This window comes from Pseudomonas sp. GNP013 (assembly GCF_054343995.1).
The window spans coordinates 3606079-3631748 of sequence record NZ_JBTGUT010000001.1 but is presented as its reverse complement, the minus strand read 5'-3'; the positions used below and the strand labels follow the sequence as shown (position 1 = coordinate 3631748).

At 60.2% G+C, this 25670-nt stretch carries 30 protein-coding genes and 1 tRNA gene; 11 read left to right on the top strand and 20 right to left on the bottom strand.

Translation table 11 applies throughout. The annotated features are described in order from the left end of the window. The first annotated feature begins 30 nt into the window (after nt 1–30). The gene (gene yiaY / locus ACXX81_RS15920; protein WP_209989799.1) at nt 31–1179 is read left to right on the top strand and encodes an L-threonine dehydrogenase; all 1149 of its coding nucleotides are present in this window, start codon (nt 31–33) and stop codon (nt 1177–1179) included. On the opposite strand, the gene ACXX81_RS15915 is transcribed toward yiaY, so the two are convergent. From ACXX81_RS15915 to ACXX81_RS15905, 3 genes are all read right to left on the bottom strand, one after another. Then, on the bottom strand, nt 1176–2333 hold the full coding sequence (locus ACXX81_RS15915; RefSeq protein WP_458572023.1) for an MFS transporter: 1158 nt from the start codon (nt 2331–2333) through the stop codon (nt 1176–1178). The two genes, yiaY and ACXX81_RS15915, sit on opposite strands and share 4 nt — an antisense overlap. Nucleotides 2334–2393: 60 nt before the next feature. Beyond that, nucleotides 2394–3647, bottom strand: a complete 1254-nt coding sequence (locus tag ACXX81_RS15910) for an aminotransferase class I/II-fold pyridoxal phosphate-dependent enzyme (protein WP_458572022.1) — start codon at nt 3645–3647, stop codon at nt 2394–2396. 390 nt (nt 3648–4037) lie between these two features. Next, nucleotides 4038–4520 carry a DMT family transporter gene (locus ACXX81_RS15905; RefSeq protein WP_209989863.1) on the bottom strand — a complete coding sequence of 161 codons (483 nt, stop codon included), beginning with the start codon at nt 4518–4520 and terminating at the stop codon, nt 4038–4040. 77 nt (nt 4521–4597) lie between these two features. Between ACXX81_RS15905 and ACXX81_RS15900 the strand changes: the two genes are divergently transcribed. The 4 genes from ACXX81_RS15900 (at nt 4598) to ACXX81_RS15885 (ending at nt 7281) form a co-directional block, all read left to right on the top strand. Beyond that, nucleotides 4598–5515: a LysR family transcriptional regulator gene (locus ACXX81_RS15900; protein WP_458572021.1), complete on the top strand. Its 918-nt coding sequence runs from the start codon at nt 4598–4600 to the stop codon at nt 5513–5515. Between the two features lie 14 nt (nt 5516–5529). Beyond that, the gene (fos, locus tag ACXX81_RS15895) at nt 5530–5940 is read left to right on the top strand and encodes a fosfomycin resistance glutathione transferase (protein WP_458572020.1); all 411 of its coding nucleotides are present in this window, start codon (nt 5530–5532) and stop codon (nt 5938–5940) included. Nucleotides 5941–5992: 52 nt separating this feature from the next. Next, nucleotides 5993–6634 carry a LysE family translocator gene (locus ACXX81_RS15890; RefSeq protein WP_209989872.1) on the top strand — a complete coding sequence of 214 codons (642 nt, stop codon included), beginning with the start codon at nt 5993–5995 and terminating at the stop codon, nt 6632–6634. Nucleotides 6635–6753: 119 nt separating this feature from the next. Then, entirely contained in the window at nt 6754–7281 is a 528-nt protein-coding gene (locus ACXX81_RS15885) for a DUF4142 domain-containing protein (RefSeq protein WP_209989876.1), read from the top strand. Nucleotides 7282–7335: 54 nt separating this feature from the next. Here the strand turns inward: ACXX81_RS15885 and ACXX81_RS15880 are convergent, their stop codons facing one another. After that, nucleotides 7336–7761, bottom strand: coding sequence for a low affinity iron permease family protein (locus ACXX81_RS15880; protein WP_057007886.1), 426 nt, complete (start codon nt 7759–7761; stop codon nt 7336–7338). Between the two features lie 175 nt (nt 7762–7936). Here ACXX81_RS15880 and ACXX81_RS15875 point away from each other — a divergent pair, with 175 nt between their 5' ends. Continuing rightward, a complete protein-coding gene (locus tag ACXX81_RS15875; RefSeq protein WP_458572019.1) occupies nt 7937–8719 on the top strand; it encodes a GNAT family N-acetyltransferase in 783 nt (260 codons plus the stop codon). On the opposite strand, the gene ACXX81_RS15870 is transcribed toward ACXX81_RS15875, so the two are convergent. From ACXX81_RS15870 to ACXX81_RS15825, 10 genes are all read right to left on the bottom strand, one after another. Next, on the bottom strand, nt 8720–9220 hold the full coding sequence (locus ACXX81_RS15870) for a methylated-DNA--[protein]-cysteine S-methyltransferase (RefSeq protein ID WP_458572018.1): 501 nt from the start codon (nt 9218–9220) through the stop codon (nt 8720–8722). Between the two features lie 15 nt (nt 9221–9235). After that, on the bottom strand, nt 9236–9646 hold the full coding sequence (locus ACXX81_RS15865; protein WP_057007889.1) for a type II toxin-antitoxin system HicB family antitoxin: 411 nt from the start codon (nt 9644–9646) through the stop codon (nt 9236–9238). A 21-nt stretch (nt 9647–9667) separates the two neighbouring features. Beyond that, a complete protein-coding gene (locus tag ACXX81_RS15860; protein ID WP_003233882.1) occupies nt 9668–9850 on the bottom strand; it encodes a type II toxin-antitoxin system HicA family toxin in 183 nt (60 codons plus the stop codon). Between the two features lie 177 nt (nt 9851–10027). Then, nucleotides 10028–10333: a DUF6482 family protein gene (locus ACXX81_RS15855; protein WP_231422063.1), complete on the bottom strand. Its 306-nt coding sequence runs from the start codon at nt 10331–10333 to the stop codon at nt 10028–10030. Nucleotides 10334–10354: 21 nt separating this feature from the next. After that, the gene (locus tag ACXX81_RS15850) at nt 10355–10879 is read right to left on the bottom strand and encodes a DUF3833 domain-containing protein (RefSeq protein WP_231422065.1); all 525 of its coding nucleotides are present in this window, start codon (nt 10877–10879) and stop codon (nt 10355–10357) included. A gap of 196 nt (nt 10880–11075) precedes the next feature. Continuing rightward, nucleotides 11076–11149, bottom strand: a tRNA-Gly gene (locus tag ACXX81_RS15845). A gap of 95 nt (nt 11150–11244) precedes the next feature. Next, nucleotides 11245–12129 carry an alpha/beta fold hydrolase gene (locus tag ACXX81_RS15840; RefSeq protein ID WP_458572017.1) on the bottom strand — a complete coding sequence of 295 codons (885 nt, stop codon included), beginning with the start codon at nt 12127–12129 and terminating at the stop codon, nt 11245–11247. 83 nt (nt 12130–12212) lie between these two features. After that, on the bottom strand, nt 12213–12905 hold the full coding sequence (locus ACXX81_RS15835; protein ID WP_209989893.1) for a pseudouridine synthase: 693 nt from the start codon (nt 12903–12905) through the stop codon (nt 12213–12215). Then, the gene (locus tag ACXX81_RS15830; protein ID WP_209989897.1) at nt 12895–13107 is read right to left on the bottom strand and encodes a cysteine-rich CWC family protein; all 213 of its coding nucleotides are present in this window, start codon (nt 13105–13107) and stop codon (nt 12895–12897) included. The genes ACXX81_RS15835 and ACXX81_RS15830 overlap by 11 nt, the downstream gene beginning before the upstream one ends. A gap of 62 nt (nt 13108–13169) precedes the next feature. After that, nucleotides 13170–14792, bottom strand: coding sequence for a methyl-accepting chemotaxis protein (locus tag ACXX81_RS15825; protein ID WP_458572016.1), 1623 nt, complete (start codon nt 14790–14792; stop codon nt 13170–13172). Between the two features lie 310 nt (nt 14793–15102). On the opposite strand from ACXX81_RS15825, the gene ACXX81_RS15820 reads away from it, so the two are divergent. Next, entirely contained in the window at nt 15103–15444 is a 342-nt protein-coding gene (locus tag ACXX81_RS15820; RefSeq protein ID WP_458572015.1) for a hypothetical protein, read from the top strand. A 161-nt stretch (nt 15445–15605) separates the two neighbouring features. After that, nucleotides 15606–16040, top strand: a complete 435-nt coding sequence (locus ACXX81_RS15815) for a DUF3757 domain-containing protein (protein WP_209989906.1) — start codon at nt 15606–15608, stop codon at nt 16038–16040. 3 nt (nt 16041–16043) lie between these two features. On the opposite strand, the gene dspII is transcribed toward ACXX81_RS15815, so the two are convergent. Continuing rightward, entirely contained in the window at nt 16044–17156 is a 1113-nt protein-coding gene (gene dspII / locus ACXX81_RS15810) for an enoyl-CoA hydratase/isomerase DspII (protein WP_458572014.1), read from the bottom strand. A 137-nt stretch (nt 17157–17293) separates the two neighbouring features. Here dspII and ung point away from each other — a divergent pair, with 137 nt between their 5' ends. After that, nucleotides 17294–17986, top strand: a complete 693-nt coding sequence (gene ung, locus ACXX81_RS15805) for a uracil-DNA glycosylase (RefSeq protein ID WP_003233900.1) — start codon at nt 17294–17296, stop codon at nt 17984–17986. A gap of 28 nt (nt 17987–18014) precedes the next feature. Here the strand turns inward: ung and ACXX81_RS15800 are convergent, their stop codons facing one another. The 5 genes from ACXX81_RS15800 to ACXX81_RS15780 are packed head-to-tail and all read right to left on the bottom strand — an operon-like array spanning nt 18015 to nt 23384. Then, a complete protein-coding gene (locus tag ACXX81_RS15800; protein ID WP_231422078.1) occupies nt 18015–19052 on the bottom strand; it encodes an AbrB family transcriptional regulator in 1038 nt (345 codons plus the stop codon). Beyond that, nucleotides 19045–20559, bottom strand: coding sequence for a tripartite tricarboxylate transporter permease (locus ACXX81_RS15795; RefSeq protein ID WP_057007900.1), 1515 nt, complete (start codon nt 20557–20559; stop codon nt 19045–19047). The genes ACXX81_RS15800 and ACXX81_RS15795 overlap by 8 nt, the downstream gene beginning before the upstream one ends. Nucleotide 20560: 1 nt before the next feature. Further along, nucleotides 20561–21019, bottom strand: a complete 459-nt coding sequence (locus tag ACXX81_RS15790; RefSeq protein ID WP_209989916.1) for a tripartite tricarboxylate transporter TctB family protein — start codon at nt 21017–21019, stop codon at nt 20561–20563. Nucleotides 21020–21076: 57 nt separating this feature from the next. Further along, the gene (locus tag ACXX81_RS15785) at nt 21077–22060 is read right to left on the bottom strand and encodes a Bug family tripartite tricarboxylate transporter substrate binding protein (RefSeq protein WP_209989919.1); all 984 of its coding nucleotides are present in this window, start codon (nt 22058–22060) and stop codon (nt 21077–21079) included. Between the two features lie 31 nt (nt 22061–22091). Then, complete coding sequence (locus ACXX81_RS15780) at nt 22092–23384, bottom strand: OprD family porin (protein WP_458572013.1); 1293 nt, start codon at nt 23382–23384, stop codon at nt 22092–22094. Nucleotides 23385–23619: 235 nt separating this feature from the next. Between ACXX81_RS15780 and tctD the strand changes: the two genes are divergently transcribed. Together tctD and tctE are read left to right on the top strand one after the other, a co-directional pair. Then, a complete protein-coding gene (gene tctD / locus ACXX81_RS15775) occupies nt 23620–24291 on the top strand; it encodes a two-component system response regulator TctD (RefSeq protein WP_057007903.1) in 672 nt (223 codons plus the stop codon). After that, nucleotides 24284–25669, top strand: coding sequence for a two-component system sensor histidine kinase TctE (tctE, locus tag ACXX81_RS15770; protein ID WP_458572012.1), 1386 nt, complete (start codon nt 24284–24286; stop codon nt 25667–25669). The genes tctD and tctE overlap by 8 nt, the downstream gene beginning before the upstream one ends. The last annotated feature ends 1 nt before the right edge of the window (nt 25670 follow it).

Here is a 25670-nt window from a genome sequence, read left to right as displayed (position 1 = left end):
CTGTCGGCCTAACGCCTCCGAGGATTGACCATGAGCAGCACCTTCTTCATTCCCGCCGTCAACATCATGGGCACCGATTGCCTGGACGACGCCATGCTCGCCATCCGCAACTACGGTTTTCGCAAGGCGCTGATCGTGACCGACGCGGGCCTGGCCAGGGCGGGCGTGGCCGGCATGATTGCCGAGAAGCTGGCGCTGCAGGACATTGACTCGGTGATCTATGACGGTGCCAGGCCCAACCCCAACGTGGACAACGTCGAGAAAGGCCTGGTGCTGCTGCAACAGAGCGCCTGTGATTTCGTGGTGTCACTGGGCGGCGGCTCGCCCCATGACTGCGCCAAGGGCATCGCGTTGTGCGCCACCAATGGCGGGCGTATCGGCGATTACGAAGGCGTCGACCGGTCGAGCAAGCCGCAACTGCCGCTGGTGGCCATCAACACGACTGCCGGCACCGCCAGCGAGATGACCCGCTTCTGCATCATCACCGATGAAACCCGCCACGTGAAAATGGCCATCGTGGACCGCAACGTTACGCCGTTGCTGTCGGTCAACGATCCCGCGCTGATGGTCGGCATGCCCAAGGGCCTCACCGCCGCGACGGGCATGGACGCGCTGACTCATGCCATCGAAGCCTACGTATCCACCGCTGCCACGCCGATTACCGATGCCTGCGCGATCAAGGCCATCGAACTGATCAGCGCCAACCTGCGCCTGGCGGTGCGCGACGGCAGCGACAAAACCGCACGGGAGAATATGGCCTACGCCCAGTTCCTCGCCGGCATGGCCTTCAACAATGCGTCACTGGGTTTTGTGCATGCCATGGCGCACCAATTGGGCGGCTTTTATGACTTGCCCCACGGTGTATGCAACGCGGTATTGCTGCCCCACGTGCAAAGCTTCAACGCCAGTGTCTGCGCCAGGCGCCTGAGTGATGTGGCGCGCGCGCTGGGTGCCGATGTCACCGGCATTACCGCCGAAGAGGGCGCCCAGGCCGCCATCGCCGCGATCCGCAGACTGTCCCACGACGTGGAGATCCCCGCCGGCCTGCGCGAACTCGGCGCGAAGTTGCAGGACATTCCACTGCTGGCCAGCAATGCGCTGAAGGACGCATGCGGGCTGACCAATCCTCGTCGGGCGGATCAGCGGCAGATTGAGGAGGTTTTTCGCAGTGCGTTTTAGATCGCTCGGCAGCGAGCCACACAGGCGCAGGCTGCACTCGCCAGCAGCACGCACAGCAGCGTAAAGGGCCATGCCTGCTCGTTCACAAGCAGGCTCGCCACGCCGCCGATCAGCGCGGCGATCAATTGATGCATGAAGCCGCTCAAGGCCATGGCGTATGCGCCACTGACCGGGGACTGATCATTGGCCATGGATAAGCTGGTGGGATAACTCATCGACTGTCCCACCAATGCCAGGCAATAGGGCATCCACAGCAGCACCGCCAGTGCGCTCGCAAATACACTGCCCAACAGCATGATCGCGGTGCCCAGCAACACCAGCGCACTGCCGGCGCTCATCATCGTCAATCGCCCCACGTGCGCGACAAGGTGATTGACCAGCAGCGCCCCTGCCAGATACGCGCCGCTGATCGGCCAGCCCAGCCAGCCATATTGCGCCGCGCTCCAGCCAAAGCGCCCTTGCAGGATCAACGGTGCACATGTGTTGAACGCGATGATCACCCCGTAGCCCAGCCCGCCAGCGAGTGCCGCGTACAGGAAGGGGGGATGTCGCACAATCTGTGTGTAAACACGCCATGTCGAGACCGAAGGGGCGGCTTTTATACGCGTCGCAACTATCATGCGCTGCACCACCACCATCAGCACACCGGCCCCTAGCGCCAAGGTATAAAAGATCGCCTCCCAACCGAATGCCACCTGCAACAGCGAACCTGCGAACTGGCCCAGGCCCAAGGCAATCACAAAAGTCATTCCCAACCATGACAACCCCTTGGCCAGCAGTGCGCCGCTGAAAGCATCGCGCACCAGCACGCGCGCCATTACCGCAACGCCACCCGCGCCAAGGCCCTGAATCAGCCGCATTGCCAGGAAGAATTCGACATTGACCGCCAACGCAATTGCCGCACTCGCCAGCGCGTACACCGCCAACGCTGCAAGCAATACCCGCTTTCTGCCAAACCGCTCGCCCGCGCTGCCCCATAGCAGCATCGGCAGTGCCATGCCTACCAGGTACACCGCAATGGCCATTGCCACCTGCTCTTCTGCGGCTGGCAGTGAGTGGGCGATGGCCGGAACTGCCGGCAAGTAGCTGCTGATGCCGGCTTGAGCAAGGAAGGCGGCGCTGCAGGCGAGGATGAGTGTGGTGGTGTTTTTCAAAATAAATCATCCTTCACCTTAAATGATTAATTATTAATTCTTAGGTAAGGAGCGTTTAAGTTAGGCTGGTTTGCTAAAGGTGTATGTGTTGGGGGTTGTTGTATTGTTGTGCATGAGTTTTTCAAGTGTTGAGCAGAAGAGGTATATTGTTTCATGAGACATGTCTGCTCGAAGTGTTATACGAATTGCCGATTTTCCTCTGGGTACTACGGGGAAAAACACAGCGGACGTGAAGAATCCATTGTCGGCGAGTTGTTTGGCGAGCGTGTTTGCTTTTTCAGCTTCACCACAGGTTATTAGTCGTATTGCGGTATGGCTGCCACATTGTTCAGTGGGCATGAGGCTGTCAAAAAGTCGTATGTTGGTGATGAGCTGTTCTTGAAGTTTTGAGAACGCTGCTGTTCTATGTATTTTGATTGAGGCCAGGCCAGCTCCTATGGCGGCCGAATTAAGACTTTGCGACCAGTTGCTGGGACCGCCGTATCGGGACATCAGGGTTTTTTGATTTTCGCTGCCAAACATGATTAGTCCTCCGCTCGCGCCAAACGCTTTGCCCAACGAAGCTACTATTATTGTTTGATCATCCAATTGTTCATAGTAGGGTCGGATGAAACCTTTCCCTCTCTCTCCAAATGCCGAAAGAGCGTGGGAGTCGTCCAGATAAATGAACAGCCCATAACGCTTTTTAAGATAGAGCAAGCCTTCGATATCTGCAATCCCGCCCATGCTATAGATGCCGTCCGCGATATAAGCTACTTTGTTGCGTTTCTTGCATAAACTCTCAATGAAGCATAAGTCGTTGTGAGGTGAGGTTTGCACATCAGTCTCATCTGCGCAGGCAGCTTTAATGTGGTTAATTGAATAGTGGGCGTGTTTGTCAAAAACCATGGTTGGAGGTATATCGTTTGTAAGAGCGCCGCTGGCGAGAAGAGGCAGTAATCCAGCACTTGCTGAGCTGCAAGATAATGTGGCCAGGCAAATCGAATCGAAATGTTCAGAGAGTTCGGTTTCATATCGATCAAGTAGGTCAAGTTTGCATCGATTTTTTGAATGTGCAATGCGGAGGGTTTTTGCCTCCCTTATTCCGAGTATGGCGCCCTCCAATATTTCTTGGTTGTAATCCAGCCCTAAGTAGGAAGTGGTGCAGAAGTGGTGGAGTTCACGACCGTATTGATCACTCAGGTAGTTGTTTTTTTTGACGCTTACGTTAAGTTCGCAAATTCGTCCAGATTTAGCTGAGTGCCAGTCTTTTTCGGAAATGCTAATAACGTTTCTATAATTGGAGTACAAGTGAGGGTTTTGTGTATTTTCCATTTTTCTCGTCCTTGGTAGTGGAGAGAAAACGATAGCGGGGAAACCTAGATAGCGTAAGTCAGATGTTTCCTATGCGTAATACACTGGCTGGAAATTTTGATGTGAGCAGGGTCCTACATTGTTGATGGCCAATTGAAGTCTTTGGCTTGATGTTGTTTAACTTAAATTACATAAGCGGCGGCTCCCTTCGAAATGATGGGGAGACCTCATTGAGGCGCGCATTTTGAGGAAGTGGTCGCCGTTGGTCTTAAGCTCTAAACCCAGCGACAGGGCAAGATGTATCAGGTCTTGCCGTTGGTATGCTGGATTTACAGCCTCCAGCGCATTGGCGCACTCCAGCCTCTGATGGAGCAAGACGAGAGCTATGGTTTGCCGGCTGAGCGGCGCTGATCAGCCAGCCAGCGCCCGTGCCGGTGTGCTGCTGAACTGGATCAGCACCACGCCGCCCATCAACAACAGCGCGCCCACCACCCGAGGTGTATTCAGTTGGCGCTCGACCAGGCCGAACAGGCCGAAATGGTCAAGCAGCAGCGATGCGAGAATCTGCCCGGCCATGGCCAGGGCGATAAACCCCGACGCGCCGAGTTTGGGCAGCAGCATCAACGCCAGCGAAATAAAGCACACGCCGAACGCGCCACCGGCCCACATCCACAGCGGGGCCTGGGTGATAAATGCCAGGCTTGGCAATGGCAGGCGCAGGGCAAGGATCACCGGCAGCAGCACAATGATGCTCACCAGCAATGACGCCAGCGTGGCCCAGAGCGGATGGCCGAGGCCGCGCCCGAGGCTGGCGTTGATCGCACTTTGAAACGGCACCACCGCCCCGGCGATTACGGCCAACAGCAATAACCCGGCCCACTGCAACGTCGTCATGTCGAATCTCCCAGAGGTTTTGCTGGACTCTAGGGTATTCGTCGCGCAAATTTAAATTCCATTTACGTATATCTGGCATGCAGCTGATGAATGATCTGCGACGCATCGACCTCAACCTGTTGGTCATCCTCGACGCCTTGCTCAGTGAGCAACACGTCACCCGTGCCGCCGAGCGTCTACACCTGAGCCAGCCGGCCGTGAGCCATGCGCTGGCGCGCTTGCGTGACCTGCTCGGCGACCCATTGCTGGTGCGGCAGGGCGGTGCATTGGTTGCGACTGCCCGCGCGCTGGAGCTGGCCGCCCCGTTGGCCGAAGCCCTGGCCCAGGTGCAGGCATTGCTGGCGCCGAACCGGTTTGATCCGGCCACCGCCAAGCGTCGGTTTCGTATGGCGATGTCGGACTACGGCGCGGCGATTTTTTTGCCACCGCTGGTGCGCACGTTGCGTCGGGAGGCGCCGGGCATCGACTTGCAGGTCGTCCAGGCCAGCCGTGAAGGCATGGTCGACGGTGTGCTCAATGGCGATCTGGACCTGGCCGCCGGCGTCTTTCCTGATCTGCCGGCCGAACTGCGGACTACACCGCTGTTTGAAGAGCATTACACCTGCCTGGTGGACCGCGACAGCCTGCCGGACAGTGGCGTGCTGGACTTGCCGACCTACCTGTCGCGGCCCCATGTATTGCTGGAGATGCGCGGCAGCGGCACTCCGGAAATCGAACGCGCCTTGAAGGCGATTCGGGAGCGGCGGCATGTGGCGATCAGCCTGCCCCACTGGGGCGTGGCGCCGCGGTTGATTCAGGGCACGGATCTGATCCTCACCGTGTCATCGCGGGGAGTCCTGGCCATTGATCAGGAGCAATTGCTGGCCGTGCCGCCGCCGTTTCATATCCCCACGTTTGCTTTTGAGTTGGCGTGGCATGCGCGGCGGGGTGGGGATGCAGGGTTGCAGTGGTTGAGTGGGCAGGTGCGGGGTGTATTGTGCGATGGCCATTTATAACAGGAAACAACAGCATGCTTTCGGGACTCAATCACCTCACGCTGGCCGTCGTCGACCTGCAACGCAGCCTGCACTTCTACCACGAGCTGTTGCGCTTGCAGCTCGAGGCGACTTGGGACAACGGCGCTTACCTCTCGCTGCCTGGGTTGTGGCTCTGTTTGTCCCTCGACCCGCTGCGCGACCCTGTGCCGGTGGTTGATTACACCCACTACGCATTCAGCACGCATGCTCGTGATTTTGATGCACTGGTTGAACGCCTCAGGGGCGCGGGTGTGCAGGAGTGGCGTGATAACCGCAGTGAGGGCGCTTCCTACTATTTTCTCGACCCTGATGGGCACAAGCTCGAGGTTCACGTCGGCGATCTGGCTTCGCGCCTGCAAGCCTGTCGTGAAAAACCTTACGCAGGCATGAAGTTTTACCCATAACGCCGGAACGTGCAGAATCCCTCCACCTCAACCCTCTGTCAGAGTCACGCCCATGACCCCATCATTGCTGCTCGCTGTCCTTGCTTCAGGGTTCATCTATGGCATTACGCCCGGTCCGGGCGTGCTGGCGGTGTTTGGCATCGGTGCCTCCCGTGGTCGCCGTGCCGGGGCGGGTTTTTTGTGCGGGCATTTGCTGGGGGATGTGGTGTGGTGCAGCACCGCGCTGATTGCGATTGTCGGCGCGCGCGAGGTTGGCAGCACGGCATTCGACGTGCTCGGCATGCTCAGCGGGTTGTATCTGTTCTGGCTCGGCTGGCGCGCGATTCGCACCCAGCGTCGCAACAGTGATGCGCCCCAGGGCGCGGCGCGGCATCCGTTTTGGCACGGCATCCTGTTTGGCCTGACCAATCCCAAGGCGTACCCGGTGGCAGTCGCGACGTTCACGGCATTACTCTCCAGCCGCGCCGAATTGCTGACTTGGGCGATGCTGCCGTCGCTGATTTTCCTGAGCTTTGTAGGCGGCCTGCTGGCCTACGCGATTCTGATCGGCGTGGTCGGCGCCCAGCGTGTGCGCACGGTGTATCAACGCCACGAAATACTGATCACTCGGCTGTGCGGTGTGATGTTTATCGGTTTTGCTATCAATGCTCTGGCCCATGCGTTGCCGGGCCTGTTTGGCAGCAAACCTGCCTGAAGCGAGGGTGACCGTTCGTCGCACTGACAAGTTTTTTCTAAACCTTTGCTGCCCTGAAAATTCGAATTCAGGGCGAGGTGTTTGTCCTCGCACCTATTTTTGCCCTGGAGGAACCCATCATGAGCCGCATGGCTATCCGGTTACGCACCGCCAGTTTCGCGATGCTGCTGGGCCTCGGCGCCAGCAATGCCTTCGCCCAGTCGCCTGCTGAATTCATCGAGCAGGCTTCGGCCAAAGGCATGGCCGATATCGAAACCAGTCGCATGGCCCACTCCAAAACCTCGTCCCAGGAAATCAAGGACTACACCATCGAGGTGATCAACGAGCGCACGCTGGCCAACCAGCACTTGGCAGCCATCGCCAAGAAGCTCGATCTGCCCGTGGCGCCGCGCGAAAAGATTGTCGACAAGGCCGAAACCCTGATGCCCGAACTCAAGGACGGCGACTCGTTCGACGCCGCCTACACGGCGCAGCAGGTCAAGGAAAACGAAGACGCCATCGCCCTGTTCAAGCGCGAGGGCGCGGCTTCCAGCGTTCCCGAGATAAAGGCACTGGTGGATGAGACATTGCCCAAGCTGGAGGAGCGTCTGCAAAAAGCGCGTGCGTTGGCGTCGACTTATGGCAAGGGTCACCAAGGCGACGGTTGAGACGCCGGCCTGAAATGAAAAACGGCGGTTGGAGCAGATCCAACCGCCGTTTTTTCATGCCTGGTTCAAGTCGGTTCTGACCTGTGCCGCATCGTCTGCAGCCATGCCGCAACTGCTGTTCAAGCTGACGGTGCCGGTTTTGCCGATGCTGCGGTATTCCTGGCGTAGTTTTTCCAGCTCTTTGCGGTCCAGGCCATCCAGGCTCAGCACCGCGTTCTGCGCGTCCTTGGAGACGCGCAGCAGCTCATCGATCTTGATGTGCAGGATGTCATTGTCGCGGTTTTGCGTGTTCTGGATCAGGAACACCATCAGAAACGTGATGATGGTGGTTGAGGTATTGATGATCAGCTGCCAGGTGTCGTTGTAGTGGAAGTACGGCCCGCTCAGGCTCCACAAGCAAATCAATGCGACGGCCGCATAGAACGTCCGGGCACTGCCTGCCCAGCGGGACAGGGATTGTGAGATGGCGGCGAATTTCATGACCTTTTTCCTTTGAAGTGGGTGATGAACATATCGACCGTGACTGGTTCGTGAAATTTCTTTTTACAATTAGCCTCCCACGCCAGTTGAGGCTTTTTTGATGCTCTTTTAGGAAACGGCTTACTGCGCGTTGCTGCGTCACATCCAAGACTGGGCTTTTGCCTGGATATTGCCCATGCCCAATGACAGCGCCTGTGAGCTGAGCGCGCTCTATCAAAAAACCGACGAGCATTTTTATTCCGCAACCTGCTTGCCGTATCGCTGCTATGGCTCGTGTGTCAGCACCTATTTCATTGATGAGTGCGACGGCCCGCAGAACCTGCTCATCGTTCGGTTGGGCTGCGCACCGTCGAGCGCTGAACTGGCCGCTGCGCTGGCTTTGATCCGCCGTACCACGCTGCCGATACGCCTGGTGATGCACGAGCAAAAGGTTGAGACATTACGCGAGCTGCTCACGGGCCTTGGCTTTCGTGCTGCAGAGGTGACCAGCGCAATGGCCCTTCAATTGCTACCGTTTACGCCAATGCAATGCAACGGCGCGGTGCAGATCAGCCTGACCCGCAACCTCACGCAATGGGCCGTCCCGCTTGTCAGTGCGTTCTCGTCGACCCCCGTAGAGGTCGCGCATTATCAACAGCGGCACGAACGGGCCCTTGAGGCGGGTGAAGCGCTGTACCACTTCGTGTTGTCTGCCGACGGCCAGGTAGCTTCTTCGTTGACGTTGTCGATGTGTGACGGGGCGGCGCGCATCAACGATTTTGGCACCGTCGCGGGTTTTCGCGGTAAAGGCTATGGCACTCGATTGATCCAGACAGCCCTGCTTCATGCCTGGCGCCTGGGCGGGCGGTTCTGTTTTCTGGAGGCGACTTCAGCGGCCACATCGCTCTATCGAGCCTTGGGTTTCGAGCGGTTGTTCGATTATCAGACCTTTGTGCGGGGCGCGGTTGCACAGGCGTAGTCAGAACCCCATGTTGGTCTGGTTGCGGTTTTCAAGCGTCAACAGATACTGCTTGGCCTCGAGTCCTCCGGCAAACCCGGTCAAGGTGCCCGATGCGCCAATGACGCGATGGCACGGCGCAATGATCGAGATGGGATTGCGACCGTTGGCAGCGCCTACCGCGCGAACGGCAGTAGGGTTGCCGATCTGCCGCGCAATCTGGCTGTAGCTGCGGGTTTCGCCGAAGGGAATGGTCAGCAGCGCTTGCCAGACCTGCTTCTGGAAAACGGTGCCGGCGAAATCCAGCTCCAGTTCGAAGTGGTTGCGCGTTCCGGCGAAGTATTCGTGCAACTGGCGCTCGGTTTCCAGCAGCACCGGGTTATCGCGGGCTTCGATCAGATTATCCAGGCGTACACGGTTGGCGCGCTCGGTTTCCCACAGGATGGCCGCGAGCTTGCCGGCGCGCGCCACCAGGGTGAGTTGGCCGACGGGCGAGGGCATGAGGATGTATTCGTGAGACATCAGCACGCTCCTGGGTCAATGGCCCTTCTGCAGTACCTTGAGTGCTGCCGATGCCAGAAAACCTGAACGGCTTTTTTCTTCCGGATGGTGCAGCACATAGTCATCAATGCGATTGAGCAGATAGCCAGGCAAGGTGATGTTGAGTTTTTGCGCCTTGCCCAAATAGCGGGTGACATCGATGTCCACCACTGCCCAGGTACAGCCGGCGTATTGGGGGTTGGCGGCATGCACGGTGACTTTTTGCGCGCCGGGAATCGGCGAGCCGTCTTCGGCAAGGATTTCGAAGTGCCCTTCAATGGCTTCGCGGGCCATGGCCATGGCGTCGTCCAGGTCGTCGCCGGCCGAATAGCAGCCAGGGATATCCGGGACTTCCACGCCCCAGGCGTGGTCTTTGTCACCGGTTGAAATTGCGATGGGGTACAGCATGTTTTTGTCCTCCACAGACGTTTAACTCAGCAGAGCCTGTTTCAAAATGCTCTTGGCGGTCTTGTCCAACAGATCCTTTTTTGGATGAGGAATCGTCACCAGTCCCGGCTTGGTCGGGTGCTTGTAGTGATGATGACTGCCTCTGATACGCACCAGATACCAGCCATCCGCAACGATATGACCTATCAAATATCGACTGTCCACAACACCTCCTTGTGGCGTGTGTTGGTGGTGACTATAACCACAGAAAATAAAATATCAACACTCTACCTACCGGAAGTTGATGAGCGGTATTTCGGTGAGTGGTCACTGCAGTGTATGAGCGCCTGGGAACGACGCTGGAGAGAGGTATTGCGAGGTTTTGCTACGCAGGCGAAGCGTCTAGTGCGTTGCCGCGAGCGAAAACGGAATGCGCAAGGCACCGATAGGCCCGGTGCGCGTGCCACACATTTCGTCATGCACGCACTGCTGCACCAGCACACAGGGGAATGGCGGAACGCGCTGCAAGAGGTCGCGCAAGTGGGTGGTGGAGCGCAGGCGCAGGGTTTTGCCATGATCGTCCAGCAAGGTCAGTTCACCGTCATCGAGTGTCACACGAGCAATGTAGAAGCCGCCCTCCAGCGACAGCAGCTCCAGCTCCCGTATTGCGCCTTTCTCGGCCAGTTCGGTCAGCATTTGCACATTCATGATTCACCCTCGCGTTCAGGTTTATTGGCGACGAAAGAACAACGTGACCTGGCCCCACTCAACGCCGAACTTGGACATGCTCGAGCGGTTGATCAGCGTGTCTTCATCCATCAGGTACATCCAGTCGTCAAAACTGACTTCATACACCGAGCCATCCACCGGCAGGTTGAGCCGGTAGCGCCAGCGCAGTGCATTGCCGGCCACTTCGCCGATGGCTTCGCCCACCACATCAGCGGCGCGTCCACGCCAGCGCCCAGGGCCATCGGGGGTGAGCGTCCACACCCGCTGCTGGCGCGTGCCATCGCTGTACAGAAAGCGTTCGTCAAGAATCAGCGCATTGCCCTCGCGCCGGCTGGTGATGTCTACCTCAAAACGCTTGGCCACCTCGCCCGAGCGTTTCTCGAATATGCCCCAGGCCTTGACGGGCTTGCTGAAGAAACGCTGCAGATCCAATTGCGGTTGCTGATTGGCATAGTGCTCGACGCCCACATGGGCGCAGCCGCCCAGGCTCAATATCAGCAACAGTGAAACCAGAAGGCGCGGCATGGCCTGGCTCCTCGACCGCGCGCGGCGTATTACCGGCGCTCAAGGGTTGATGGTTGTACAAAATTATTGGTTTGTACAGGTCTTGAAGGGCAGTCTGACGCTTGACTCAAATCGCAGCCATAAAAAAAACCGGCCATTCGGACCGGTTTTTCCTGCATCTTCCGTCAACATTTTGCGATGTCGGACTCAAAAAGAGTGGAGCGGGTAGAGGGAATCGAACCCTCAACTAAAGCTTGGGAAGCTTTCGTTTTGCCACTAAACTATACCCGCTCAAAGCGGCTGACTTTGTACCAGATGTTCGCCGCGATTTGAAGTTTTTCTTCAAAAATGTATGAGTTCACTGTCGCGTCCACAGGGACGGCATTTCAGATTGCGAATGCCTGCTGCGTCCGTTCCTGCTGACCTCTCAACCGGTTCAATGGCCGCTCCCCTTTCAAGAATCCCACCACCGCCTCCTGGCTGTCCCGGCATGCCGCCTTGTGCTCCATGTCGAGGAAATGCCCGGTTGCCTGAATCGTGCTGAAGCTGCTGTGCGCCACGTGCTGTCCGAACAACCGGGCATCCTGGGGGCAGGTGTATTCGTCCCACTCGCCATTGATGAACAGCACCGGTATGTCGATGGCCTTGGCCGCCTTGAGATAACACTGTCGATCACCGTCCAGCATCCGGCTGATGTGAAAATGCATCTGCCCGTATTCGTGCTCGGCCAGGCTGCTGACGTGCTTGTAATTGAAGCGTTTGAACAGTGACGGCAGGTGCTTGCCGAGGGTGCTGTTGACCAGATGGCCGACGCGGTGGCGGTCGCGGTTGCCGAGGTAATCGGCGCCGCGCTCAAGATAGTCACGCATGGGCGCGTTGATCACCGGGGAGAACGAGCTGATCACCGCCTTTTCCACGCGCCGGGGCCGCTGGGACAAGGCCACCAGCGCCGCCGTGCCGCCCCAGGAGAAAGACAGCACGTGTTCGGCGGCGAAGTGGTCGATGAGTTCCAGCAGGATCCGGCCTTCGACTTCCTTCGTCAGCATGTGATCATGGCGGTTGTGGATTCGGGAACGACCGGCGTAGGGCTGGTCATACAGAACCACATTGAATTGCGGGTGCAGGCTTTTCACGGTCTGGGCGAAGGAGGCCGTGGTGGCCATCGAGCCGTTGACCAGGACGATGGTCTTTTCAGCCGCGTCCGCGCGGTAGAACTCCGTGTAAACCCGATACTGACCCTGTATATCCAACACAGCGATTTCTGGCGTCATGTCGTAAGACTCCTGGCAAGCGGGTAGAGCGCGTAAACCACTCTGCACGTGCTTTATGACAGGCAGGCAATGCTGACACGGCCTCAGACGTGCTGAATCTCTTGCGGGTGCAACGGGCGATACTCGCCGGGCGCCAGCGCGCTATCCAGCTCAAGCGGCCCCATGCGCTCGCGGTGCAAGGCCAGTACCTTGTTGTCGAAGTGCCCGAACATGCGTTTTACCTGGTGATAACGGCCTTCGATGATGCTCAATCGCGCGGTTCTCGGCCCCAGCAGCTCCAGCTCGGCCGGCTGGGTGGTGAGGTCTTCGAAGGCAAAGTACAGGCCGGCCTTGAACGTCACCGCGTACGCGTCGCCGATGGCCTGCTCGGTTTCCACCCGGTAAACCTTGGGCAGCTTGGTCGTCGGTTGCGTCAGGCGCCGCGACCATTGGCCGTCGTTGGTGAGCAGCAGCAGGCCGGTGGTGTTGAAGTCCAGGCGACCGGCGATATGCAACTCATGCTTGTCCGGTTCATCCAGCAGGTCGAGGACCGTGGGGTGTTGCGGGTCCGACGTGGCGCTCACGCAGCCCCGGGGTTTGTGCAGCATGAAATAGCGCGCCGGTTTACCGGCTTGCACCACCTCATCGTCCACGCACACCCGGCTGAATTCGCGCACGTCGTGATGCGGATCGCTGACCGCCACCCCATCGACGCTCACCCGCCGTTCCACCAATAACAGGCGTACCTGCTTGCGATTAAAGCGCGGCAGGTTGCTGAGCAAGCGATCAACGCGCATCGGGATTGCGCAATTGTTCGTCCACCTGGGCGCAACGCGGGCACAGGCAGGCCTTGTTGCGTAATTCATCGGGAAGGGCCTGCAGCAGCGCCGGGTCGATGCTAACGCTGAAGCACCAGCAGGCCATGCCTGCGGTGCGCGGGTCGGCCAGGGTGCAATCATTGCGGGCGCCGCAGGCGGGGCAGAGGGAGGGCGTGGTCATGGGGCTGGCGGTATCGAGCAAGGTTGCCTTGCACGATACAGCGCCCACTCGCGCCAGGCTACTTACAGCTTGAACTTGCTCACCAGCAGATTGAACGAGGTCGCCAGGCGTGAAAGGTCCTGGCTGGAAGCGTTGGTCTGGTTGGCACCGGCGGCGGTCTGGGCCGACAGGTCCTGGATGTTCAGCAGGTTGCGGTCGACCTCGCGGGCCACCTGAGCCTGCTCTTCGGACGCGGAGGCGATCACCAGATTGCGTTCGTTGATCTTCGCCACGCTGCTGGTAATCCGCTGCAACGCGTGCCCGGCGTTCTGCGCCAGGGTCTGGGTGTTATTGGCCCAGGTGAGGCTCTTGTTCATCGCCGCCACGGCATCGTCGGCGCCGGCCTGTACTTCGCCGATCATTTTTTCAATGTCCACGGTGGAGGTCTGGGTGCGATGGGCCAATGCGCGCACCTCGTCGGCGACCACCGCAAAACCACGGCCCTGCTCGCCCGCGCGCGCTGCTTCGATGGCCGCGTTGAGCGCCAGCAGGTTGGTTTGGTCGGCGATGCCGCGAATCACATCAATCACTTTGCCGATTTCGCGAACCTGATTGGCGAGGTCGGCGACCGATTGCGTTGAGTCGTTGATTTCCACCACCATCGAGCTCATGCCGGAAACAGCCTGCTGCACCTGCTGCTGGCCTTCTTCAGCCTCTGTGGTGGCCTGGCTCGAAGCCTCCGAGGTGGACACGGCGTTGCTGGCCACTTCGTCGACGGCTGCGGTCATCTGGTTGACGGCGGTGGCGGCTTGCTGGATTTCGTCGTTCTGGCGGGTGAGGCTGCGCGTGCTCTCGTCGGTCACCGCGCTCAGCTCTTCAGCAGAGGATGCCAGTTGATCCGAAGCATTGGCGATTTCCAGTAGTGTGCTTTTCAATCCGCTCTGCATATCCGAAATTGCCATCAGCAGTTGACCGGCTTCATCGGTGCGATCGGTGAGGATCGCGTGGGTCAGGTCGCCCTTGGCGATCCGCTGGGCGCTTTCCACGGCCTGGGCGATAGGCCGCGTGATCAGTCGCGTGATCAGCAGGCCGACCGTGATAGCGATGATAAAGGCCAGCACGATACCGCCGATCATCCAATTCATGGCGCTGCTGCGCAGGTCATCGGCGGCGGCCGAGCCTTCTTTGATCTGGCGGTTGTTGGAATCGATCATGACGCGGATCAGTTCGCGGGCCTGCCTGAACATTTCGTTGTTGGTGCCGTTGAGTAGTGCTCGTGCCTGTTCGGTCTGGCCAGCGTCGAGCAATGCAACGATGCGTTCGGAGTTGCTGATATAGCCGGGCAACATCTGATCAAACTTGTCCCCAGCGGCGCGTTCGTCATCTTCCAGCGGTGTCGCGCGGTAAGTGGCGTAAGCGCTCAGGCCGGCCTTGAGTTGATTGGCAACATCTTGACGCACGCGCTCACGATCTTCACGCGCAACGTCGCCATTATTGGCGTCCATCAACCGGTACAAGCCACGATTGTGTGACACCAGGCCATTGAGGGTCGCTGCAGTGTTGCTGACCGAGACCAGATTGTTGGAAAACGTTAAATCGAGGGCCGAAGCCAGACGGATCACGCCTTTGATGCCCAGTGCGCCAACGCCCAGGGTAATAAACGCGCACATTACAAATGAGAGCAGCAGTTTGGTTGAAATCTTCATGGCGGAAATCCGAGGGTATAAGAGTAGGATGCTCGCTCTAGAGCCTCCGTGCTGTTGTGCGATGGCATAGTGACATTATCGAATTATTTAAAGTTTCATTTCGTCCAGAAATGTTCCGTTATTCAATGATCAAGTCGACCAGCGGTGAGGCAATATTCAAGCCAGTCGGGCGTTCAAAGGAGATGTATCAAGCTATTACCAAAACGCACCAGATTCAGTTTTTGATGTCAGATATTTCGTCATTCAGTGAAGGCTGAATGCCGCTCTCCAGCGTCGCTGGAGGTGCTCTTCCGCGGTCCAGGAGGCCGCCATGTATCGACGACTGCTGCTTGCTGCATTGCTCGGCCTGACGCTTTCCGGCTGTGTGCCCTATTACGAGGGCACCACCACCTACTATCGCTCCGAGGTCTACACCGAGCCGGCGCCTGTGTATTACTACGGCGGCGGCCCGGCGTATCAGTACCGGCGGGATTACTACCCGGCCCCGCGCTACTACACCCCGGCCCCTCGCTACTACCAACCGTCGCCGCGTTACTACGGGCCGCGCGCCGGATACCGGCCTTACCCGAATCAGGGTTGGGGTGACCGTTGGCATAACGGTGGACGAGGACGCGGCGGTGACCATGGCGGAGGGCGTGGCGGCCATCGATGAATGCTCTATTAACGGAAACGGCGCCAAAGGCGCCGTTTTTTTACGCCTACCGTTTGTCGGCACTGTCAGAATTAACAGGTATCTTATAAGACTCAAATGGACTTCACTGGGGACGGCCGTTGTGCCCCCGAAATGCCCAGGGAAATGGATGGAACTCTAAAATGATAAGAAACGTGATTTGTCTGTATTTGCTTATGGTTGGCGGGTTCGCCCAGGCCCACGACGAGTTTGGCTGTCCTTACCCATCGACAATCAGGTATGTCGAAGGCTTTTTCCTGACGTCCGATATGCGTTTGCCCTGGCAGAGTTCTAAAGTCCAACACCGGGATTTTGTCGACCGTTTCATTGGTGCGATTTTCATCCCGGAGAAGGATCAAGAGCGCGAAAACGGTCGCTTGGATAAGTGCGTTTACCGTACCGGCAGCGGCCAGAGCGTGGCGTTGCGCCCAGGAAAAGCTGACGTAGCCGAAGCCTTTTCATTGACAAGCACCTTGCACTGGCAGATCGCCAAGGACCCGCTTGAACAAGAAGTGTATATCTGCCAGGACAGTCAGCCTGACAACTGTGCATTCACACTCTCGAAGCCGAGGCTATAACTGTCAGAAGTAGGAAAAATCCGCCAGGGGATGTCGTCCCTCCCACGCCTTGTGAAAATGCGCCTGCACCACGGCTTCTGGCACTGTGTTGATATCGGGCCAGTGCCAACGGGGTTTCTGATCCTTGTCGATCAATCGCGCGCGAACACCTTCACTGAATTCCGGATGGCGGCAGCAGTTCAGCGTCATGGTGTACTCCATCTGGAACACCTCGGCCAGCGACAGGTGGCGTGCGCGCTGCAGCTGTTCCCACAGCAGATGTGCGGTCAGCGGGCAGCCTTCGCTGAGGGTCTTGCCGGCGCGGCTCAGCAGTGGGTCAGCGTGATCACTTAGCTGGCTCAATGCGCGCCACGCACAGCGCACATCGCCCACGTCCAGCCAGTCGTCGATTTGCGCCCGGCGTGGTAGCCATTGCGCTTCGGGCTGCTGGTCGACGGCCTCCCGGGCCAGGGCCTTGAGCAGGCTGTTGAGTTGCATCGCGCTCTGTTCCTGCCAATTGAGTTGCAGCAGGCTTTCGAGCAATTCGTCTTGCTGATCGTCGCGCAGGAAACGGTCGGCCAGACCCAGGTCCAGGGCGTCGCGGCCATTGATGTGCGCGCCGGTCAGGCCCAGGAACAGGCCGAGTTTGCCGGGCAGGCGCGACAGGAAGCGGCTGGCGCCTACGTCCGGGTACAGGCCGATGCTGATCTCCGGCATGGCCAGACGGCTGCCGGGCGTAACGATGCGTACAGACGCACTTTGCAGCAGGCCCATGCCGCCGCCCAGTACGTAGCCATGGCCCCAGCAAATCACTGGCTTGGGATAGGTGTGCAGACGGTAGTCAAGGCGGTACTCGGCGGCGAAAAACTGCGCGGCCAGGGCCGGTACTTCGCCGGGTTGCTCAAGGCACGCCTGGGCCAGGCTGCGCACTTCGCCACCGGCGCAAAAGGCCTTGGGTCCGTTGCCGCGCAGCAGCACGCAGACGATGTTGGGGTCTTTGGCCCAGGCCTCCAGGCGTTCGCCAAGGCCCAGAATCATGGGCAGGGAAAGGGCATTGAGGGATTTTTCAGCGTCCAGGCTGGCGATGCCGATACGGGCGCCGCCGCTGCCGGTCAGCTCTTCGAAGTGCAGATTCATCGTGACCTCAAATCGAGAAGGTGAAGGATCAGTATGATCGCTCCACGGGAAAGTGCCGGTGGTGTGTGAGATCAATTGACAAGCGGGGGCACGTTTCCTAGGGTTCGCCCATTCTTTTTCTGCACGATGAACCCAACATGACCGACGGCGACCGTATCAAACTCGAGCCCAGCTGGAAGCACGCCCTGCGTGAGGAGTTCGACAAGCCCTATATGGCCCAATTGCGCGAGTTTCTGCGTCAGGAACATGCGGCCGGCAAGGAGATCTATCCACCGGGCCCGCTGATTTTCAACGCCCTCAACTCCACGCCGCTGGACAAGGTCAAGGTCGTGATCCTCGGCCAGGACCCTTATCACGGTCCCGGCCAGGCCCATGGCCTGTGTTTTTCGGTGCAGCCGGGCGTGCCGGCACCGCCGTCGCTGGTCAACATCTACAAAGAACTCAAGCGCGACCTGAACATCGACATTCCCAACCACGGCTATCTGCAAAGCTGGGCTGACCAGGGTGTGCTGATGCTCAATACCACCATGACGGTGGAACGCGCCAACGCCAATGCGCATGCGGGCAAGGGCTGGCAGTTCTTTACCGATCGGATTATCGAAGTGGTCAGTGAGCATCAGCCGCATCTGGTGTTCCTGCTGTGGGGCGCCCATGCCCAGGGCAAGCAGAAGCTGATCGATGCCACCAAGCATCTGGTACTGACCTCGGTGCACCCGTCGCCCTTGTCGGCGTATCGCGGGTTTCTGGGCTGCGGTCACTTCAGCCGCACCAACAAGTTTCTTGAGCAGAATGGCGAGGCGCCAATTGACTGGCGGCTGCCGCCGATCTGAAGCCGGCGGCAGAAAAACGTCGAAGGTTTCACATGTTGTCGGGTTGGCGCTCCCAGCGCCGAAACAACGGCTCGGCCAAAAACAGCACGAACAACAAGCGCATCACCTGCATCGCCGTCACCAACGGCACCGACAGTTGCAAGGTCTCTGCGGTGAGGCTCATTTCCGCAATGCCGCCGGGCATCATGCCCAGGGTCAGTGAGCGCAGGTCCAATTGGGTCAGGGCGCTCAGCCCTACCGCCGCCAGTGTCGCCAGCGCCATGGTCAAGGCCGTGCCGATCAGGGTGCGGCCCATGAAGGAGGGCGCACGGCGAAAAAACTGACGGTTGAAGTGGCAGCCCAAACCACTGCCGATCAGCCACTGGCCAACCTGACTGCCGCCGTCAGGCAGGCCAATGTGCAGGTCCCAGGTCACGCTGGCAATGGCACTTACCAGCAACGGCCCGAACAGCCAGGGGTTGGGTTGGCGCAAGCGTTGCCAGCCCCAGGCGACCAGCGCGCCTACCGGGAACAGCAGGGCCAGCCAGGCCCAGTCGACGGGTGCCGGATGAAACTGTGGCGCACCGCCGCCCAGTAAATACTTGAAGATCGCCGGGATACAGAGCACCACCACCAGCACGCGCAGGCTTTGCCCGGCGGCCACCCGGCTGAGCACGGCACCATTGCGTGCGCCGAGGTTGACCATCTCACCGGAACCGCCCGGCATGCTGGAGAAAAACGCAGTGGCGCGGTCTTCGCCGCTGCGCCGCATCAACCACACGCCGACCACGCTCGACAGGCTGGTGATCAAGGCACCGAAGAAAATCAGCCCGAAGTGGCTCATCACCTGCTCGATCACCACCGGGGTGAAATGCAGGCCGATGCCGATGCCCACCACCCATTGGCCGCACTTGCGCCCGCCGGGAATCTCGGCCAACTGCCAGGGCGTGAGGCAGCGCACCAGGATGATCGCCAGCAACGAGCCAACCATGTACGGCAAAGGCCAGCCGACGAGGCTGGCCAGGTAACCACCGGCCAGGCCGACCAGTGGTGTTCCCCACCATTGCTTGAAGGTGACGTCAGACATCGGCCAGGGCACGACGCTGCAGGGCGCGTTTACGGTAGATGCGGATCAGCGGGAACATCAGCATCAACGCGGTCAGTACCCACACACCCAGGGTGATCGGGCTCGACCAGAGAATCTCCAGCGCACCGTTGGAGATCGACAGCGCCCGGCGCAGGTTCTGCTCCATCAAACCGCCAAGGATGAAGCCCAGCAGCACCGGCGACAGCGGGAAGTCCAGCTTGCGCAGGATATAACCGAAGATACCGATACCCACCATCAGGAACAGGTCGAAGGTGGTGGCGTGAACCGCGTATACACCGATCGCGGTGATGATGGCGATCACCGGCACCAGCGCCCAGTTAGGCACGGCGAGGATGCGCGTGAAGATACGGATCATCGGAATGTTGAGGATCACCAGCATGATGTTGGCGATGAACAGCGAGGCGATCAGGCCCCAGACGATGTCCGGTTGCTGTTGGAACAGCAGCGGGCCCGGGGTGATGTTGTACAGCGACAGGGCGCCGATCATCACCGCGGTAGTGCCTGAACCGGGCACACCGAGCGTCAGCATCGGCACCAGCGCGCCGCAGGCGGAAGCGCCGATGGCGGTTTCCGGCGCAGCCAGACCGCGCATGTCGCCCTGGCCGAATTTGCCGCTGGCGCCGGCGATACGTTTCTCGGTCATGTAGGCAACCGCCGAGGCCAGCGTGGCACCCGCACCCGGCAGCACGCCCATGATGAAGCCCAGCAGGCCGCAACGGATGTTGACGACGAAGACCGCACCGGCTTCCTTCAGGTTGAACATCATGCGTCCGGTGGCCTTCACCGCTTCCTGGCCGCGGTGGGTTTTTTCCAGCAGCAACAGGATCTCACTGATGGAGAACAGGCCCAGCACCAGCACGACAAACTGGATGCCGTCGGTGAGGTGGATGTTGTCGCCGGTAAACCGGTACACGCCGCTGTTGGCGTCGATACCCACCGCTGACAGGAACAAGCCCATCAGCGCCGCCACAAAGGTCTTCAACGGCTTGTCGCCGGCCATGCCGCCCAGGCACACAATCGCGAATACCATCAGGACAAAGTATTCAGCGGGACCGAAGGCGATCGCCCATTTGGCCAGCAGCGGCGCAAACAGCACCATGCCGCAGGTGGCGATAAACGCGCCGATGAACGAACTCCATGCCGACAACGACAGTGCCACGCCGGCCAGGCCTTTACGGGCCATCGGATAACCGTCGAGGGTGGTCATCACAGTGGAGGCTTCGCCCGGGATGTTCAGCAGGATCGAGCTGATACGGCCGCCGTATTCGCAACCCAGGTACACCGCAGCCAGCAGGATCAACGCCGACTCCGGCGGCAGGCCCAGGGCGAAGGCGATAGGGATCAGCAGCGCTACGCCGTTGATCGGGCCCAGGCCCGGCAACAGGCCGACGACGGTACCGATCAAGGTGCCGCACAGGGCGGTCACCAGGTTATACGGGCTCAGCGCGACGCCGAAACCCTGGCCCAAATAGCCAAAAGTATCCATATCAGTTCTCCAGAACGTCGAGCAGGCCGAGGGGCAGCGGCACATCCATGGCTTTATCGAACAGCAGATAAAGGCCGACAGCCATCAAGGTCACGATCACCACGCTGGGCAGCCAGCGGCCGCCGTACAGGCGCGCCATCGGGATGCCGATCAGCATGCTGCTGAGAATGAAACCCAGGGGTTCGAAGGTGCCGGCAAACACGATCAGCAGCGCAACGCAGAGGCCGATCTTGACCAGGGTTTCGCGGTCCAGCGCCGGTTCTTCTTCGGTGTGCCGGGTGGGTTGCGGGCGAAACAGCATATAGATCAGGCCCAGGCTCATCAGCCCGAGCATCAGCAGCGGGTAGGCGCGAGGCCCGACCGGCTCGTAGGAAAACGCCGCCTGATACGGCCAGGCCATCAAGGCCAGGCCGGCGCAGACCAGCAGCATCATCGCGGCGAAAATGCGTTGTAAGAGCATGGGAAACTCCAAGGCCACTTCGGCAGGCTTGCCGAAGTGGCGTTACATGACGGGCGTTTACTGGATCAGGCCGAACTCTTTGGCCAGCACTTTGTAGTCAGCCACCTGTTTTTTCACGTAGGTGTCCAGCTCCGGACCGGTCATGGCAAACGGGAACAGCTCGCGCTGATCACGCAGCTTGGCGAATTCTTCGGACGCCAGCAGCTTGTCGAAGGCTTCTTTCCACCAGGCGTAGTCGGCATCACTGACCTTTGGCCCGAGGTAGAAACCGCGCACCACCGGCCAGACAATGTCGTAGCCTTGCTCTTTGGCGGTGGGGATATTCTTCATTTCCGGCTCATCCAGACGCTGCTCGGAGAACACCGCCAGCAGGCGCATGTCACCGCTGAGGATGTGCGGCATGGAGTCGGAGATGTCGGTGCTGCCCACCTGGATGTGACCACCGAGCAAGGCAGTGGCGATTTCACCGCCGCCCTCGAGGGCCACGTAGCGCAGCTCGCGCGGGTTGATTCCGGCAGCCTTGGCGATCAGCGCGGTTTGCATCCAGTCCTGACTGCCCACGGTGCCGCCGGAACCGATCACCACGCTGCCCGGATCTTTCTTCAAGGCTTTTACGAGATCATCGAGGTTCTTGTAGGGCGAATCGGCTTTTACTGCGATAGCCCCATAGCTGGTGCCCACCGCCGCCAGCCAGCGCACGGCGTTTTCATCGAATCGTCCGAACTTGCCCTGGGCCAGGTTCAACAGCGAACCGCTGGACCAGGCAACCAGTGTGCCGGCGTCGCCAGGGCGCTGGGCGACCACGGCGTTGTAGGCCACCGCACCGACGCCGCCGGGCATGTAAGTCACGCGCATCGGCTTGCTCAGCAGCTTCTCGTTGACCAGCGCGCTTTGCGCCAGCTTGCAGGTCAGGTCAAAACCACCGCCGGGGGAGGCCGGGGCGATGCACTCCGGGCGCTTGGGCTCGTCGGCGGCCAGCAGTTGGCCGGCGAACAGCATGCAGCCGGCGGCGAGGGCCAGTTTACGCAGTGAAAGGGTCATGGGTTTCTCCGTCATTGTTGTTATGAGTTGCTTACCAGAGTGCGACGCTGTAGCTCACCAGCACGCGCATTTCATCCGCATCACGGGCTGAATAGTTGGAGCGGTAGGTGGCGTTACGCAGGCGCACCGCCACATCCTTGAACGTGCCACTTTGCACCACGTACTTGATCTCGCTGTTGCGCTCCCATTCCTTGCCGGTCTCGCCGTTCCTCAGCCGGATGTTGTCACCCGACAGGTAACGGCTCATGAAGCTCAGGCCGGGAATGCCCAGTTTGGCGAAGTCGTAGTCGTAACGGGCCTGCCAGGAGCGCTCTTCGGCGCCGGCAAAGTCGTTGATCTGTACGAAGTTGACCAGGTACGGGTCGCTGCCATCCACATAGGGGAACGCGCTGTCGCCGGACATGCGCTGGTAACCGGCGCTGAGCTTGTGGCCGTTGAGGGCATAGCTGAACAGGCCGCTGAGGGAGGTGTTGTCGATCTTGCCGCCGCGGGCGGCGCCGGTGTCGTCGCTGATGGCCAGCCGCAGGTCGGCGCCGAACGTGCCGGGGCCCATGGGACGGGCGGCGACCAGGCCGAGGAAGTGCTGACGGTAGACATCGTCGAGCTGGGCGAAGTGGTAGCTGCCGGTGATCTTGTCGGCGAATTTATAGTCCACGCCACCGAAGTTGAAGTGCTTGCCGGTGGCGCCGCTGAGGAAGCGGCTGTTCTTGTTGTTGAGGGCGATGTCCTCGTAGTTGCTGTCGTCGCGGTCCTTGGCCTTGTCGAGGCGGCCACCGGTGAACGTCAGGTTCTTGAATTCCCTGGAGGTCAGCAGGCCGCCGTTGAAGGTCTGCGGCAGGATGCGCCCGTCGTTGGGCTTGAGGATCGGCAGTTCGGGCATCAACGCACCGATTTTCAGCTCGGTGGCGGACACTTTCACCTTGCCCGTCAGGCCCAGCTTGGAATATTCGTTGGCGGCGCGGCCATCGTCATGGGTGGGCAAGAGGCCGGTGCCGGTGCGGTCGGGGCTGGAGTCGAGCTTGACGCCGAGCATGCCCAGCGCATCCACGCCAAAGCCGATGGTGCCGTCGGTGTAGCCCGACTGAAGGTTGAGCATGAAACCCTGAGCCCATTCATCGCGCCTGGATTGCTGGGCGCTGGTGCCGTCGCGGAAGTCGCGGTTGAAGTACATGTTGCGGGTTTCGAGGGTCGCGCTGCTGTCTTCGAAGAAGGCAGCCTGGCCGAGCGGTGAAAAACCGGCAAGGGCCGCGGCGCTGGCAAGGGCAGTGTGGGTCATGCGGGGAAAACGAACAGGCGGGCAAGCCTGGGGCTGTGTCGACAGCATCGTTGTGCACTCCGTTATTGTTCTTATTTTTGGCGAAAACGCGTCGAGGCGTTTTTCGGGCGCGACGGTCAGGTCGCTCGGCGGGCTGGAACCACCGTGTTTGGATCCTAAAGCGCGAAGCTTTCGCTAACCTTTCAGTAGCCTTTCAATGTTTTCGGGCTTCACAGGCCGGGCGGCGCCTGTAAACTGCCCGGCGAAGCGTGGCATCGACCACTCCTGAATGAGGTAGAAATCCATGCGTGTCCTCTTGGTTGAAGACCATTTGCAGCTCGCCGAAAGTGTCGCCCAGGCGCTCAAGAGCACGGGCTTGACCGTCGACGTGCTGCACGATGGGGTGGCCGCCGACCTGGCCTTGAACAGCGAGGATTACGCGGTGGCGATCCTCGACGTGGGGCTGCCGCGCATGGATGGTTTTGAGGTATTGGCGCGGCTGCGCGCCCGTGGGAAAAATCTGCCGGTGCTGATGCTGACCGCGCGCAGTGATGTGAAGGACCGTGTGCATGGTTTGAATTTGGGCGCTGACGATTACCTCGCCAAGCCGTTCGAACTGACGGAACTCGAGGCGCGGGTCAAGGCGCTGCTGCGGCGCAGTGTGCTCGGCGGCGAGCGCCAGCAGGCCTGCGGCGTGCTGGTCTACGACCTCGACACGCGACGCTTTACCGTCGGCGGCGAGCTGATGACCCTGACGTCCCGCGAGCAGGCCGTGCTCGAAGCGCTGATCGCACGGCCTGGCCGGGTGATGAGCAAGGAGCAACTCGCCTCCCAGGTCTTCGGCCTGGATGAGGAAGCCAGCCCCGACGCCATCGAAATCTACGTGCACCGCCTGCGCAAGAAGCTCGACGGCCAGCCCATTGCCATCGTGACCTTCCGAGGCCTGGGCTACCTGTTGGAAGCCCGCGATGCATAAGCCCAGCAGCCTGCGCTGGCGCCTGCTGTGGAACCTCGCGTTGTTGCTGGTGGTGTTGATGATTGCCAGTGGCTTGAGTGCTTACTGGAACGGTCGCGAGGCCGCCGACACGGCGTATGACCGCACGCTGCTGGCCTCGGCGCGCACCATCGCCGCCGGCCTGACCCAGGTCGACGGCACCCTCAGCGCCAATGTGCCCTATGTGGCGCTGGACACCTTCGCCTACGACAGCGCCGGGCGCATTTATTACCAGGTCAATGATATTGATCAGAAGCTCATCTCCGGCTACGAGCACCTTCCCGGCCCGCCGCCGGGCACGCCGCGAACTGACGACTATCCGGCCTTGGCGCGTTTCTACAACGCGGTGTATCAAGGGCAGGAAGTGCGGGTGGTCAGCCTGCTCAAGGCCGTCTCCGAGCCGAACATGAACGGCATGGCGGAAATTCGCGTGGCCGAAACCGATGAAGCACGCGTCAGCATGGCCCGCAGCCTGGCGGCCGACACGTTGTTGCGCCTGGGCATGCTGGGCGTCGGTGCACTGCTGCTGGTGTGGTTTGCCGTGAGCGCGGCGCTGCGCCCGCTGGAGCGCCTGCGCACAGCGGTGGAAGAACGCCAGCCCGACGACCTGCGCCCGCTGCCGCTGGTGGAAGTGCAGCATGAATTCGGCCCGCTGGTGCGGTCCCTCAACCACTTCACCGAGCGCCTGCGCGGCCAGTTCGAGCGTCAGGCGCAGTTCATTGCCGACGCCGCCCACGAATTGCGCACACCGCTGGCGGCGCTCAAGGCCCGGCTTGAGCTGGGCCTGCGCAGCGAGGCGCCCGCCACGTGGCGCAGCACTCTGGAGAGCGCCGCCCAAGGCACCGACCGCCTGACTCATCTGGCCAATCAGTTATTGTCCCTGGCCCGCATCGAGAACGGTGCCCGCGCGATTGCCGAAGGCGGCGCGCAGTTGCTTGACCTCAGCCAATTGGCCCGAGAGCTGGGCATGGCCATGGCACCGCTGGCCCATGCGCGCGGCGTGGCCCTGGCGCTGGAGGCCGATGAGCCGGTGTGGCTGCGCGGCGAACCGACGCTGCTTAACGAGCTTTTGAGCAACCTGGTGGATAACGCCCTGGCGCATACGCCGCCGGGTGGCAATGTAATCCTGCGGGTCATGGCGCCGGCGGTGCTTGAAGTCGAGGACGATGGCCCCGGTATCCCGCTGGATGAACGCGACCGGGTGTTCGAGCGCTTCTATCGGCGCAGTCAGCAGGGCATGGGATCAGGCCTGGGGCTGGCGATTGTCGGCGAGATCTGCCGTGCGCATCTGGCGCAGATCAGCCTGCATGATGGCGAGTTGGCGGGGTTGAAGGTGCGGGTAAGTTTTGTCGCCGGTTGAA